Genomic DNA, 14,591 nt, shown 5'->3' with positions numbered 1-14,591 from the left:
ACCACAGCGGACCGGTCGCCGCGCGTGAACCCGCGTACAACCATTCGCGGACCTGATCGGTCTCCTCTCCGACCAGGATCTTGGTCGTGCCTCAGAGGAGAACGTCATTTCCGCCATACGCAACACCCTGGCCGCCACCGCCGTCGCCACGGCGGTCCTCGCCGGTACCGCCGCCTGCGGCACCGTGGAGAACCTGACCGCCGGTCAGAAGCTCGACCGCGCCGTCGACAAGCTCGGCGAGCAGCGCTCGCTCACCTTCGAACTCGGCCTGGACACCGACGCGGCGACCCTGAAGGCGCTCGACGCCGAGGCCAAGCCCGAGGACAAGATGCCCGACGAGGCCGCCGAGTTGCTCAGCGGCGCCCGGATCTCCGTCTCCGTGGAGTCGAAGAAGCCCCTCCAGGACTCCGGCGACAAGGACTTCAGCGCCATGGCCCTGAAGTTCAGCGGCCCCAAGGGCGACTTGTTCGAGTACCGGCTCATCGGCGACGACGCCTACATCCGCGTGAACATGGACTCGTTCACGCAGCTGTCGGGTGCCCCGATGCCCGGCGCCGACCAACTGCCCGCGCAGGCCGGGGCGCTCAAGAAGCTGTTCGCCGGTGACTGGATCAAGGTCTCCGCCGCGGATCTGCGCAAGACCGGCGAGGAGATGGCCCGGGGGGAGGACGACGGGGACGGCGAGTCCGCCGCGAGCGGCAAGCCCACGGCGAGCCCCTCGCTCGACCCGCAGGCGCAGAAGAAGCTGATGAAGGACCTGCGGCGGGTCGTCGTCAAGGAGGTCGAGTTCAAGTCGGCCGGCGGCTCGGACGGCACCGAGCACGTCACGGCCACCGCGCCCTTCCGCACCCTGCTGTCCGAACTCCTCGACGAGATCCGGCCGTTGACCCGGCAGCTGCCCTCCGGAGGCGGACTGCCCACGGACGACGACCTCAAGGACGCCCCGAACAAGAAGGTCACGGCCGACTTCACGCTGAAGAACGGCGCCCTGAGCGATGTGTCCGTGGACCTCGCGCCGCTGACGGAGAAGGTGAAGGGCAAGAAGCTCGCCCTGGTGCTGCACACCGTCAAGGGCACCAGGACCACGGCGCCCGCCGGAGCCACCGAGGTCCGCATGGACGAGCTGATGGAGGGCTTCTTCGGCGGCATCATGGGCGGGGCGCTCGACGAGGGGGACTACACGGACGACGAGAGCTGAGCCGGACGGACGGGAGCCGGGCCGGACGACGAGTGCCGAGCCGGGCGGCGGGGCCGTGCCCGGCGCCGCGCGCGGCCCCGCCACGCTCGGTCGCGGTCGCGACGGGGGCGCGACCACCGCCACGACGGGCGGGGCCGACCGCCGTCACGACCAGCCGCTCGCGGTCACGGGCACGGTCACGACCCGCCGCGCCCGCCGTCCGCCGTCCCGCGCACGACGGTGACCGAGACCCGGCCGCCCGAGGCGGCCAGGACACGCGCCCGGCCCGCCGGGTCGCGCCGCACCGTCGCCTTCCCGCGCACCGTGATCCGCCACCGCCCGGGCGGCAGGGACAGCTCGGTCACCCGTGATCCGCGCCGCGCCGCGGTGTACGTCAGCCGGTACACGCCGCTGGTGGCGTCGTACGCGGCGGAGCGCACCGTACCCGCCACCGCCTCGGCGTACGGCTCGGCGGTCAGTTCCTTGTTCGGACGGAAGTTCCCGGCGGCGTCCAGCGCGCAGTACCCGCCGCCGCGGCACCACACATAGCCCGCCCAGCCCGAGCTGTAGCGGCCCAGGGAGGCCATCGCCTCGCGGTAGAAGCGGTTCATGTGCGGCAGGGCGCTGTTCAGCGGCCCCCACTCGCCGACCACGACCGGCACCCCGTACTGCGCGGGGTACCGGGTGACGGCCGCCTCGTACGCCTCGATCCAGCCGGACGCCGGATCGTAGTCCGCGCCCGCCTCCATGGCGGTGTTGTAGAAGTGCGGCGCGTACACCACCCTGGGGTCGTCGATCCGCCCGAGGCCGGTCGGGACGCCCTCGCCCACGATCGGGGTGGGCTCCACGAACAGCCAGGCGTCCGGATCGGCCGAACGGACGCTGTCGGCGAGGCGGTTGTACATCGGGGTGAGCTGGTCGCGCTCGATGCGGCGGGCCGCCGCGGCCAGGTCCTCGCCCGGACGGAGCTCTCCCATCGGCTCGTTGATCAGGTCGTAGCCGAGGACGGCCGGGTGGCGGGCGAAGCGGGCGGCGAGCACGTGCCAGGCCCTGGCCTGCGCGCGCCGCAGGTCCTCGTCCTCGTAGAGGTGCGTGAAGGCGCGCTGGACGGCCGGCTCGAAGTACTCGGCGAACCAGTCGTCCGGGTGCGCGGTGAACGGCAGCGCGTCGGTCCTGGTCGCCCACGCGGGGATGCCGCGGTGGCCGAACGCCGGCCCGAACACGTCCTGGTGGAGGTCGAGGACGACCCGTACGCCGTAGCGCTCGGCCCAGTCCAGGACGCGCCCGATGCGGCGCAGATAGTCCTCGCTGTAGCGGCCGGGGCGCGGCTCCAGGTCGTCCCAGAACACCAGCAGCCGGGCGAAGTCGAAGCCGTGGGCCCGCAGTTCCCGGAAGTCCCGCTCGGTGACGGCCGTCAGGGCCTCGTCGCCGCGGTGCGCCTTGTCCTCGACGTTCCAGCCGCGCAGGGTCAACTCCCGCCCGTAGCGGTCGGTGAGGCGGGGCGCCTCCTGCCCGGACGGGCGGGCGGCGGCGGCCGGGGCGGCGTCCTGACGGGCCGCCGGCCGGGTGTGCGGGGCCGCGGGGGCGAGCAGCGCGGCGACAACCGCGCCCGCCGTCAAGGTGGTTCGCAGCACGGGGACCTCCGGCTCGTCGGTGTGCACGGTGCCGCGCATCCCATCAGCCGCCGGGGCGCGACTTCAAGACGTCGTACCGGACGTCCTGTCGCCAGTTCTCGCCGGAGGTATTCCCAAAGCCCCTACCGACCAGTAAGAACCGTGGGTAACCCCACACGACCAGGAGGTGCCCGTGAGACGCTCCCGGTACAGACTCCGGTGGACCCTCGCCGCCGCCGCGACGGCCGGCCTGCTCGCCACGGCCGGGGCCGCCGTCCCCGCCACGGCGGCCCCGGCCGCCGCCGGCCAGGTGTCCGCCACCGCGCTCCCGCCCGACCTGGAGGCCGTCCGCGCCGCGGAGGCCACCGCGCTCTACGGCGACGCGGCCGTACGCCCCCTCGCCGACCGCAAGACCGCGCTCATCTCGCTGGGCGACAGCGAGATCTCCGGCGAGGGCGTCGGCGCCTACGAGTCGCCGACCAACGGCCCCGCCAACTGGTGCCACCGCTCCCCGGACGCCGCGATCCACCGCACCGGCATCCCCGCCGACCTCACCTACAACGTGGCGTGTTCCGGCGCCTACACCGGCAACATCCGCATCGGCGGCGCGAAGCAGTACGCCGACGAACTGGTCCAGAGCGACAGCCTGGCCGTCAAGGCCCGCAACACCCGCATCAAGATGGTGCTGTTGGTGGCGGGCGCCAACGACGACCTCCAGTTCGGTCCCGTCATGACCGACTGCGTCGAGCGCTATCTGCTCTCCCAGGGCCCCTGCGAGCCCAAGTACGCGCCGGGCTGGCAGGCCCGCGTCGACGCCCTGGTTCCCAAGGTCGAGCAGACCGTCCGCGACCTCAAGTCCGTGATGCGCGACGCCGGTTACGCCGACGGCGACTACAAGCTCGTCGTCATGAGCTACCCGAGCCCCATCGGCCCGGACTTCCGCGACAACCCGGACTTCCCCGGCAAACTCGCCTGCGGCGGCCTCGGCTACGACGCGGACACCGCCTGGGGCCGCAACGTGGCCGTGCCCGCCTTCGAGCGCGGCATCCGCAAGGCCGCGGCCGACACCGGCGCGCTCTACCTCGACGACTCCCGCCTGTTCCACGGCCACGAGGTGTGCACGGAGAACACCTGGGCCCGCGGCCTCTTCATCGACCTGTCCAAGCCGGGCCTGCCCGACGAGAACTCCGTACGGCAGTCCTTCCACCCCAACGCGCGCGGCCACGCCGCCTTCGCGTCCTGCCTGACCCAGTTCTACGACTCCGGTCTGCGCGAGGCCGCGTGCGCCGACGTCGACTCCCTGGGCAGCCCGTCCCTCTTCCCGCAGGCCTGGGACGACGCCTACCGTCCGGTGCGCAACCAGGCGACCGACAACTGCGTGGACGTCGACTCCTCGCAGAGCGCCGACGGCACCGCGGTGCTCGGCTGGGACTGCGGCGGCACCCGCAACCAGGACTGGTGGTACGACACCTCCCGGCACACCTTCCACACCGCCCTGACCCAGGACCGGTGCCTGGACGTGCCGGGCGCCCGCTACCAGGCGGGCGCCGCGCTGATCATCTGGAACTGCTCCGGCGCGGCCAACCAGAAGTTCGTCCGGGACGGCGCCACCATCCGACCGCAGGCCGCGACCGGACTCTGCCTGACCCAGACCGCCGCCCGCCAGCCCCTGCGGCTGCAGAACTGCGACGGCTCGGCAGGCCAGCGCTTCACCGCGTGACCCCGGGCCCGCGGGCGGGGCCCGGCTCGACGCCGGGAGGACCCGCCCGCGAGCCGCGGGCGACGCGGGCGCGGTGACTCAGTAGTCGATCAGGCCCGTGGCGCGGCTCGTCCCCGCGAACTGCAGGTAGAACTGGGTGCCGTCGAGCACGTCGCTGGCGGCGAGCCCCCAGCTGCCGGCCCGCAGCGTCCGCCAGCCGTTGCAGCCGGACGTCTTGAAGCAGGTCCGCACACTGCGGGTGCCGTCCAGCTTCAGGTTGATGTCCTTGCACCTGCTGGTGGTCTTCGCGTAGGTGCCCCTCGCGGGCCAGAACGCGGGGTCGCTGCTGCTGGTCCCCGGCGAACTGGTGAAACGCGGCGCGCCCGACGTACAGGCGCGCGCCGCGCCGGCGGAGGCGTCGGTGGAGGCCGCGGCCGGTCCCGCCGTCGCGGCGATCACGCCGCTGCCGAGCAGCACGGCGGCCGCCGCCAACGATACGATCCTGGGCTGTCGCACGGGATTCTCCCTCTGTCGTCCCAAGTGGTGCGGTCAGCAAGGAAGTTATCGACGGCTCCCCTCGCAGCGCGTCCCGCGCCCGGTTGACCTTCGCCTCCACCCGACGCGTCAGCCGGTGAACCAGGACGGTACCCGGCGCCCGGATCATCCAACGTGCGCGGTACGGCGGAGTGTTGAGCCGCCGTGGCTCGTCGTCGCTCAGTGCCTCAGTGCCTCAGTGACGACGGGGGCACTGAGAAGGCCCGGGAGAAGGCGTAGGAGAACGCGGCCGGGGAGGAATAGCCGAGGAGAGCCGACACCTCCGTCACGGACTTGTGGCGCAGCAGCGGAATGGCGGCCAGCAGCCTGGCCCTGGCCCGCCAGGCGGCGGGGCTCACGCCCGTCAACTGCCGGAAGCGGCGCGTGAAGGCCCGCTCGCTCATCGAGGCGGCCCGCGCCCACGCGGCGTTCGTCACCGCGATGTCCGGGCCGGCCAGATAGCGGCGGCACAGCTCGGCGAAGGGGGCCTCGTGCGGCAGGGCGATGTGCAGGGGCACCTCGGTGAGCGTCGCCAGCTCGCAGAGGATCAGCGCGACGAGCGCCCCGTCCCGGTCGCGGGCCGCGTAGCCGGCGTCGAGGTCCGCGGCGGCGAGGAGCAGTTCCCGCAGCAGCGGCGCCACCTCGACCACCCGGCAGGACCGCGGCCACCAGGGCACCGCGTCCGGCTCGATGTACAGGCTCGACGTCCGCACGTCCAGCATCCGCACCTGATGGCGCGTACCGGGCGGGATGAGCACGGCCCGCTCGCCCGGCACCGTCCAGGCGCCCTCGTCGGTCTCCACCAGCATCGTCCCGGTGGCGGCGTACAGGAACTGCGCCCGCCGGTGCTCGTGCCAGGTCAGCAGGGTGCCGGGTGGGTAGTCGGTCGCGATCGGCAGCACCTCGGCGGGCAGACGATCCAGCTCGGCGAGCGAGACATTGCGCATCCCGGCAGCCTATGGCCGAAACTCGAAAACATCGATTCCTCCTTCGATTGTCGGCGTCCCGGACCGCCCGCTGAACTTGACCGGGTGAATGTCGTACTCCTCCTTCTCGTCATCGGCGTCCTGACCGGGCTGACCACCGTGCTCTTCGGGTTCGGCGGCGGCTTCGTCACCGTTCCGGTCATCGCCTGGGCCGACGCCGCCGCGGGCCCGTCCGCCTCGACGGTCGCCGTGGCGACCTCCTCCCTCGTCATGGTCGTCAACGCGGCCGTGGCGACCGCCGCCACGCCGAGGCCGCTGCTGACCGGCCTGCGGCGCAGCGTCCCGTCACTGGTGCTGCTCGGCGCCGGAGGGCTCGCCGGGGCCGTCGCGGCCACGTTCGCGCCCCCGTGGCTGATCACCTGGGGCTTCGTCCTCTACCTGACCGCCACCCTCGTGGACGTGCTCGTCCGGCCGGGCTTCCTGCGCCCCGCGCACGGCGGCCCGGCCGGGGACGGGGCCGCCGCCGTCCCCGCCGCGCTCGGCGTGCCGATCGGCTCGGTGGCCTCGTTCCTCGGCGTCGGCGGCAGCGTGCTGACGGTGCCGCTGCTGCGCCGCTCAGGGCTGCGGATGGCCGCCGCCACCGCGCTCGCCAACCCCCTCACCCTCTGCATCAGCGCACCCGCCTGCGCGGTCTTCCTGACCACGAGCCCCGCGACGGGCGACGCCGGGGACACCGGTGCGCTCCTGCTCGCCGCCGGTTCGGTCGACCTCGGGGCCGTCGCGCTGCTCCTGCTGGGGGCCGTGCCCGTCGTCGTCCTGCTGCGCCGCAGGCCGCCCCGCATCACCGACCGGGTCCACGCCCGGGGCTACGTCGCCCTGCTGGCCCTCGTCCTCACCGCCATGCTGCTGCGCCTCCCGTGACTTCAGGGGCGCGCGGCGGACTCAGAGGCGTGCGGCGGACGTCTGCGGCGCGGGCGCTCCCCAGCCGTCCGCGCACAGCGCTCGTTCGACCGTCTCGGTGTAGACCGCGGCGGCGAGCCAGGCCCGGGCGAAGCGGTCCGGGTCGGCCGGGAGCAGCCGGCCGAAGGCGTCGCGGGTGCGGTCCGCGGCGGCGGCGTGCAGTTCCCCGAGGAGAGCGGCCGCCGTCGCCAGGCCGTTCCGGCGCAGCCGCTCGCCGTCGCCCGCGCCGCTCCGCGCGGACGCGAGGACAGGGCGGCCCCCCGACACCGCCTGGTGCACCCGGCGGCGCAGCAGGTGCAGCGGGGCCTCGTCCACGGCGGGCACCGCCACGGCCGGTGCCGCCGCCGCTCCGACGGGCAGGTCCGCGTGCCGCAGGCGGTCCAGGCCGAGATCCACCCGTGCCGCCGGATCGGTGGGGTGCCGCACCGCCAGCAGCAGGGCACGGGGACGCGGACCGGGCGCCAGACGCGCGACGATCCGCAGCCGGCTGCCCTGGGCGGCGGCGAGCAGGCGCAGGTTGTCGCGGTAGGGGAGCGCGAGATCGTCGTGCGCCACAGCCAGCCGCAGCGGCACGCCCCCGCAGTCCGCCAGCAGACTCTCGCCGCCCGCCTCCCGCACCGCGCCCGTCAGCGTCACCTCCAGGAACAGCAGGTCGTGCCCGCCGTCCAGGGCCCGGGCCACCTGCTCGGCGGCCGGTACGGCCCACAGCCGCCGCAGCGGCTCGGAGTCCCAGGCGACGCCGGACGCGCGCACCGCCCGCACCCCGGCCCCCGCGCCCAGCCGGCCCGTCGGGGACACCGTGGCGCCCGACACGGCCAGCCCCGCCCGTGACAGTTCGCGGTGGGTCAGCGCGGTGTCGCCGAGCCGTACGGCCCGGTCGGCGGCGCCGGTCGCCCGGGACGGGCCGCCCGGCGCCACGTCCGACACCGAGTAGAGGCGGCCGCCCGCGTCGGCGGTCCAGGTGACCGCGCCCGCGTAGCCGGTCGCCGTGAGCACGGGCTCCGAGAAGAGCCCGTACAGCCGCAGGGAGCCGTCCGGGCGGTACGGCCGGCGGACCGTGCCGCGCAGCGCGGCCAGTTCGGGCCCGGCGGCGTACGGCAGGCGGTGCGCCACGCCGAGGACGCCGGACAGCGCGGTCGCGAGGTCCGCCAGGCGGTGGCCGGGGTCGGCGGAACGGGCGGCGCGCACTCCCGTCACCACGGCGACCGCCGCCGCGGCGGCCCGGGGGAGGCCGGCGAGCCGGGCGGTGTGCGCCGCGCGCAGCAACTCCGCCTGGAGCACGGCGCCGGAACCCTCCGTCCCGGCGTCCAGGACGGCGGCCGCCGCGTCGAACACCGCCCGTGCGGCGGTGCGTTGTGCGTCGGTGACGGACTCGGCGTCCTCGGTGTGCCCGGTGTGCCCGTCGTCGGCCGTCGGCGGCGGACCGGGCTGGTGCGGTCGGTCCGTCTGTCCGCTCGCTCCCGGCCCGCCGGCCCGGTCGGCCGGTTTCGGCTGCCTCGTACGACTCACAAGACTTGAAGGGCCTTGCGGGCCGGGCTGTTTCGCCGGCTCCGCCGCGACCGGTTCCCTCTCCGCTCCGGCGGTCTCGCCGGGGGCCGCCGTCTCCTCGGCGACCGGGGCCGCCGCCTCGTCCGCGACCGGGGCGGCCGAGGCCGCCGCCGCGCGGTGCAGGCAGTCGGGGGCCAGCAGGCAGCCGCAGCGGATCGCGTCCGCGCCGGTGACCGCCCCCTCGGGCGCGTGCAGGACGACGTCGGTCTCGTCGTCCACGGCGATCCGTACGGTGTCGCCCGCGCGGACGGCCGGACGCGCCAGGAGCTTGGCGACGCCCGCGTCCAGCCGCTTGCGCAGCCGGGGCGAGAGCGCCTCGACGAGTTCGGCGGTGACGGACGGCGCCACCGGCGGTAGCTGCGGCTGTGGGCTCATGCGATCTTCTCTCCTACCCAGCGGGCGAGTTCGAGCGGGCTCAGGGCGGCGACGGGCATGCCCGCGGCGACCAGCCGGCCGGCGACCCCCGTGGAGTAGCGGGGCCGGCCCGTGTCGTCGAGGCTCGCGCAGCCCAGGACGTGGCAGCCGGCCGAGACCAGCGCGCGGACCTCGGCGAGCAGGCCGCCCAGCGGATAGCCCTCCTCGAAGTCGCTGACGACCACGACGAGGGTGCGCGACGGCACGGTGACCAGTTCGCGCGCGTGCCGCAGCCCCGCGGCGATGTGCGTCCCGCCGCCCACGCTGACCTCCAGCAGCAGCGACAGCGGGTCCGCCACGTGCCCGGTGAGGTCGATGACCTCCGTGGAGAACGCCAGGAAGTGGGTGGACAGCGTCGGCACTCCGGCCAGCACCGAGGCGGTCAGCGCCGCCCACACCGTGGACGCCTCCATGGACCCGGACACGTCCGTGACCAGGATCAGCCGCCAGTCGGCGGCCCGCCGGCCTCGGGTGCGGAACACCGGCCGTTCCGGGATCACCCGGACCGTGCCGTCCGGGGCGCGGCGCGCGGTCGCCAGGTTGGCCCGCAGCGTGCGCGGCAGGTCCAGGCCGCCACCGGGCCGCCGGCTGGGGCGGGGCAGGGTGGTGCCGTGCAGGGCGGGGCGCAGCCGGGTGGCCAGCTCCCGCGTCAGCGCGTCCACCAGCCGCCGGACGAGCGGACGCAGCGCGGCCAGCCGCGCTTCGGGCAGGCCGCCCGCGTGCCGCAGCACGGTGCGCAGCAGGTCCACCGAGGGCCGTACGCTGTCCGCGTCCAGCTCGGTGAGGACGTCCTTGCGGCCCGCCGCCGCGGCCGCCGCCAGAACCTCCTCCCGGATGCCCGGCCCGAACAGCGCGGCCAGTTCCTCGGACCACTCCCGCGCGCCGGGGTACGACGCCTCGCGGCCACCGCCGCCGCCCGGCCCCGTCAGACCTCCCCGGCTGCCCTCGCCGCGCCCGCTGCCGTACAACTCGTCCAGCGCGGTCGCCAACGGGACCGCGGAGGCCGGCAGCCGGTCGCTGCCGCGCCCGAGGAGAAGCCGCCAGCGGTCGGCGGGGGCGAGGAAACGGTCTTCGGCGGGGGGCGCGGCGGCGCCGCCGACGGGCGCGGTCCCTGCGGCCCGGCCGCCGCCGGGGCCACCGTCCACCGCCCGCGCCGCGGCGGGGCCGGGCTCCTCCGGTGCGGGTTCGTCCGCCGGTGGGGCGTCAGGGGCCGGTCCCCGGCCTGGCCCGCCGTGCGCCGGCTGCGCCGTGGCGGTGTCGCTGTCCCGTGCGGGTTCGTCTTCCGGCGCGGTGTCTTGGGGTGGGGTGGTGTCGGGGGTGTCGTGCGTGGGTGGTTGCGGGGTGCTGGTGGTTCGGCCGTGTGCCGGCTGTGGTGCGGCCGGGGCGCTCTCCGGTGCGGGGCGCCGCTCCGGGGCGTCGGCGCGGGCAGGTTCGCCCTGCGGGCCGACGCGCGGCCCGGGCAGCAGGGCCAGCGAGCGGAGCGCTTCGCGGGCGGCCAGGTCCGCGCCGGTCCAGACGGCGAGCGCGGCCGGGTCGACGCCGCCGGTGTCGGTGAGCCGGGCCGTGTCCAGGCGTTCCTCGACGGCCGCGAGGAGCCGGTCGCGGGCCGCCGGGCTGAGCGTGTCGAAGCCGCCGCGCAGCGCCGGGAGCCGGTCCAGGAACGCCCGGTCGGGCAGCGCCGACACCCGGTTCAGCAACGGCTCCAGCGCGGGCGGCGCCGCCTCCAGCAGCGGCCCCGCGGCGGTCAGCAGACCGGAGAGCCGGGCCGTGAGCGCCGCGCGGGAGCCGGAGTCGGTCGCCCCGTCCACCCAGGAGGCCACGCGGTCCCCGAACTCCCGCGCGTCCTCGTGCCCGAGCAGCACACGTACCGCACCGGCGGCCCCGCGCATCAGCGGGGAACCGTCGGCGGCCAGGCGGGCCAGGGCGTCGGTGAGCCGGATGCCGCCCAACAGGTCGGCGCGGTGCGCGAGTTCGAGCAGGGCGTGGGCGTCGGCGGGGTCCTCCGCGCCGGTCAGACCGTCCACCTGCCGTACCGCCGCCGCCGTGAGCAGTTCCGCGACGGCGGCCGCCTCGGCCGTACGCTCCGGGTCGGCGCCGAGCCCCGGGATGTGACCGGCCCGCAGCCGGTCCAACAGGGCCAACGCGGCCAGGAGTTCGGGCAGGGTACCGGCGTGCGGCACGATCTCGGCGACGTCGTCCAGCCGGTCGTCCGCGAGGCCGGGCAGGCCGCACTCGGCCGCCCGCTCCAGCCCTTCGAGGACCTGCGCGGCCGTGGGGCCGCCCTCGTCCCGCTCCGCGCGCCGCCGTTCGCGCAGCACACCCTCGGCGGCCTGTTCGAGGGTGACCCCGCGCACGCCGGCCACGGTCAGCATCGCCGCCGTGGCGGGCGTCCAGCGCACCTCCCAGCGGGAGGTGAGCGCCGTGGCGCCGCCCGCGCCGACGACCTCCCGCGCCTGCCCGTACGGCACCCCGCACACCGCCAGGCGGCGCAGCAGCAGTTCACGGCGCCGGTCGAGGTCGGAGCGCAACGGGTCCAGCCGCAGCTCCCGCGCCGCGCCCGGACCACCCGCCGCCGGTCCGCGACCAGCCGCCGGTCCGCGCCCCGCAGCCGGTACGCGGCCGTCCGTCGCGCCGGAACCACCCGCCGGACCGGGGCCGTCCGCCGCCGGACCGGGCAGGCCGAGCCGCGTCAGCTCGGCCTCGACGGCGGGGGCGAGGCCGCTGCGCGGCGCCCTCGGGGCGGGGCGTCCGGCGCGGGTGCCGACGAGCACCCGTTCCATCGCCCGCGCCACGGCACGTCCCCGCCCGTACGGCTCACCCTGCGCCAGCACCGTCTGCACGGCTTCGACCAGTTCGCCGCGGCCCGCCGCGGGCAGGCCGCGCAGCCGGGCGAGATCGGCGGCGAGCCGGCTGATCTCGCGGGCGTCGGCGGGCCCGGAAGGATGGCCGAGATCGCGCAGCTCGGCGCAGATCCGGACCGCGGCCCGCGTCAGCGCCTCCTCCAGCGCCGCCGGATCGCCCGCCGCGTGCAGCACCATGTCCTGCCACTCCGGGTCCCGGATGCCGGCCGGGTAACCGGACCGTTCGTCCAGGAGGGCGTACGTGTACGGAATCAGTGACGTGGTCCACCCGCCCGTCCGCGCGCCGCCGCCGACGGCGGCCGTGTCCTCCCCGGCCGCCGGGACGGAGGGCACCCTTCCGCCGGCGTCCGGCACGGCGAGCGCGGGGGAGTCCGGGAGATCGCCCACCGGGATGTCAGCCGCCGGGAGGCCAGCAGCTGGGAGGCCAGTAGCTGGGGTGTCGGCCACCGGGATGTCGGCTGCCGGCGGGTCGGCTGCCGGGACGTCGGACGCAGGCTCGGGTGACGGCTCCTCCTCCGAGGGCCGCCCCGCGACGGCCGGCGCGACTTGGGCGCCGGTCGCCGGGGCGGGTGAGGCGTCGTCCTCTCCGTGCTCCTCGCCGTGCCGTGTGACGGGGACCGGGTCGCCTTGGGCTCCGCCCGCCGGGGCGTGCGGGGCGTCCTCTCCGTTTTCCTCGCCGTGTCGTGCGACGGGGGCCGGGTCGCCTTGGGCTGCGGTCGCCGGGCCGGGCGGGGCGTCCTCCCCGTTCTCTCCGCCGGCCCGCCCGACGAGAGCCGGTGCGTGGAACGCGCCCACCAGCACTGCCGCCCGTTCCCCGCGCGCGGTGGCCTCCGCCAGCCGGGCCCGCATCCAGCGCTCGCGCCGCAGGTCCAGCTCCGGCACCCCGCCCGCCGCGGCCGCGTCCTCGCGCAGGGCCCACCCGGTGAGCAGGGCGGCCCGGCGCAGGGCCTCGGGCGGGGAGCCGGGGGCGGTCGCCTCGACGAGCCGGTCCCACAGGTCGTCCCCGGGACGGCCCGTCAGCCGGGCCCGCAGCGCGTCGGCGAGACCGGGGCCCGCCGCCGGCACTCCCGCCGCCCGCCGTCCCTCGCCCCACGCGCGGTCGCCCAGCGGCAGATCGCAGGCGACCACCGGCACACCGCGGCGGGCGGCCCAGCGCACGGCCGCGAGTTCGGGCGAGAAGTCGGCGAACGGATAGAACGCCGGACCCTCGCCGCCCGCGCCGCTCCCGTCGGAGGGGGCGGCGGCGAGTGCCACCGGAGCGCGGGTCTCCTCGTGCGCCAGCCAGGGCAGCCACGGCTGCATCTCGGCGGGCAGCTCGACCAGCAGCACGTCCGGTCCGGCCTCGTCCAGCAGCGCCGGCACGACGGCCGCCAGGGAGGGCGCGTGGTGGCGTACGCCGATGAGGTAGGGCGCGCCCGGAGCGGTGAGCGCGGCCAGCGCCTCCTCGGGCCGGACCCGCAGGTCCTCGGGCGAGCGCGGCACGAGGCGGTCTTCGCGACCGGAAGGACCGGACGGACCGGAAGGACCGGACGGGACGCCCGAGTCCCCCGGATCGGACGGGACACGTGAGTCGGCGGAGCCGAGCGCAGGGGGGAAGGACACGGCCGTCATCCCTCCAGGACCGTGCGCAGGTCCCACAGGGTGCGCCAGGTGGCGGAGCCCTGTTCGGCGCGGCGTCGCACCGGACCGTCCCAGTAGCCGCGCAGCCGGGCCGCGTCGGCGGGGTCGTCCTTGCGGACCACGCCGAGCAGATGCCCCGGCAGCAGCCCGAGCACGTCGCGGTCGCCCGGGAAGTACGCCGCCGCCAGCGCGAGCGCACCGGCGACGGACACGGCCTCCGCGGTGCTCATCACCGTGGACGGCCGCTCCACCTCCCAGCCCTCCGCCGACCGGCCCTCGCGCAGGTCCCGGAACGCGGTGACCAGGGCCTCCAGCACCGCGTCGTCGACCTGGAACGGGGCCCCCGCCCGCTCCACCGAGGCCCGGGCCTGGCTCCGCACCAGCGCGGTCTCCGCCTCCAGGTCGCCGATGGGACCGACCGTCTCGAAGTTGAAGCGGCGCTTGAGGGCCGCGGACATCTCGGAGACGCCCTTGTCGCGGAGGTTGGCGGTGGCGATGAGGTTGAAGCCGGGAGCGGCGTGCGCCAGGGCGTCGGCGGTGCCGGCCAGTTCGGGCACGGCGATGCGCCGTTCGGAGAGCAACGACACCAGCGCGTCCTGCACTTCGGGCAGACAGCGGGTGATCTCCTCGACCCGGGCGACGGCGCCCCGGGACATCGCGGTCAGCACCGGGGAGGGCACGAGCGCCTGCCGGGTGGGGCCCTGCGCCAGCAGCAGCGCGTAGTTCCAGCCGTACTTGAGCTGGTCCTCGGTGGTGCCGGCGGTGCCCTGCACGACCAGGCCGCTGGTGCCGCACACGGCGGCGGACAGCAGTTCCGACAGCATCGACTTGGCGGTGCCGGGCTCGCCGACGAGCAGCAGACCGCGCTCCCCGGCGAGCGTCACCACGCACCGTTCCACCAGCGCCCGGTCACCGACGAACTTGCCCTCCACCACCAGGCGGCGCGGCACGCCCCCGGGCGCCTCGGCGTCGTCGGGCAGCTTCAGGGCCGCGCCGTCGCTGCCCATGACGAAGGTGACGACCGCGCGCGGGGTGAGCCGCCACGCGGGCGGGCGCGGACCGTCGTCGTAGGCGGCGAGGAAGGCGAGTTCGGTGGCGTACCGGTCCTCGGGCGGGACGATCTGGCGGTCCGGGGCGGCGGGGAGCACGGTGGTCATCGGCACGGGTTCTTTCGACTGCGGGTGGACGGTGGTGGCGGTGCGCGGGGGCGCCCCCTGAGGGCGACGCCCCTTCGCGTGC

General features: G+C 76.1%; 9 protein-coding genes. 3 read left to right on the top strand and 6 right to left on the bottom strand.

Annotation, left to right across the window (positions count from 1 at the left end; translation table 11 throughout):
* The first annotated feature begins 184 nt into the window (after positions 1-184).
* Positions 185-1,198: a hypothetical protein gene (locus tag K7787_RS06485; protein ID WP_223000759.1), complete on the top strand. Its 1,014-nt coding sequence runs from the start codon at positions 185-187 to the stop codon at positions 1,196-1,198.
* A gap of 176 nt (positions 1,199-1,374) precedes the next feature.
* Here the strand turns inward: K7787_RS06485 and K7787_RS06480 are convergent, their stop codons facing one another.
* Positions 1,375-2,850, bottom strand: coding sequence for a cellulase family glycosylhydrolase (locus tag K7787_RS06480; RefSeq protein ID WP_247720608.1), 1,476 nt, complete (start codon positions 2,848-2,850; stop codon positions 1,375-1,377).
* 133 nt (positions 2,851-2,983) lie between these two features.
* Here K7787_RS06480 and K7787_RS06475 point away from each other — a divergent pair, with 133 nt between their 5' ends.
* Positions 2,984-4,510 carry a ricin-type beta-trefoil lectin domain protein gene (locus K7787_RS06475; protein ID WP_223000758.1) on the top strand — a complete coding sequence of 509 codons (1,527 nt, stop codon included), beginning with the start codon at positions 2,984-2,986 and terminating at the stop codon, positions 4,508-4,510.
* A gap of 78 nt (positions 4,511-4,588) precedes the next feature.
* On the opposite strand, the gene K7787_RS06470 is transcribed toward K7787_RS06475, so the two are convergent.
* Together K7787_RS06470 and K7787_RS06465 are read right to left on the bottom strand one after the other, a co-directional pair.
* Entirely contained in the window at positions 4,589-5,005 is a 417-nt protein-coding gene (locus K7787_RS06470) for a hypothetical protein (protein WP_234021849.1), read from the bottom strand.
* 206 nt (positions 5,006-5,211) lie between these two features.
* A complete protein-coding gene (locus K7787_RS06465) occupies positions 5,212-5,970 on the bottom strand; it encodes an AraC family transcriptional regulator (protein WP_164393860.1) in 759 nt (252 codons plus the stop codon).
* Between the two features lie 84 nt (positions 5,971-6,054).
* Between K7787_RS06465 and K7787_RS06460 the strand changes: the two genes are divergently transcribed.
* Positions 6,055-6,870: a sulfite exporter TauE/SafE family protein gene (locus K7787_RS06460; protein WP_223000756.1), complete on the top strand. Its 816-nt coding sequence runs from the start codon at positions 6,055-6,057 to the stop codon at positions 6,868-6,870.
* Positions 6,871-6,891: 21 nt separating this feature from the next.
* Here K7787_RS06460 and K7787_RS06455 read toward each other — a convergent pair whose 3' ends face one another.
* The 3 genes from K7787_RS06455 to K7787_RS06445 are packed head-to-tail and all read right to left on the bottom strand — an operon-like array spanning position 6,892 to position 14,509.
* On the bottom strand, positions 6,892-8,832 hold the full coding sequence (locus tag K7787_RS06455) for a hypothetical protein (RefSeq protein WP_223000755.1): 1,941 nt from the start codon (positions 8,830-8,832) through the stop codon (positions 6,892-6,894).
* Positions 8,829-13,343 (bottom strand): vWA domain-containing protein, encoded by a 4,515-nt coding sequence (locus K7787_RS06450; protein ID WP_443742879.1) that lies wholly within the window; start codon positions 13,341-13,343, stop codon positions 8,829-8,831. The genes K7787_RS06455 and K7787_RS06450 overlap by 4 nt, the downstream gene beginning before the upstream one ends.
* Complete coding sequence (locus K7787_RS06445) at positions 13,340-14,509, bottom strand: ATP-binding protein (protein ID WP_223000754.1); 1,170 nt, start codon at positions 14,507-14,509, stop codon at positions 13,340-13,342. The genes K7787_RS06450 and K7787_RS06445 overlap by 4 nt, the downstream gene beginning before the upstream one ends.
* Positions 14,510-14,591 lie beyond the last annotated feature (82 nt).

It is taken from the genome of Streptomyces sennicomposti (assembly GCF_019890635.1).
Classification (GTDB): Bacteria; Actinomycetota; Actinomycetes; order Streptomycetales; family Streptomycetaceae; genus Streptomyces; species Streptomyces sennicomposti.
This window is presented reverse-complemented; position numbering and strand designations above follow the sequence as displayed.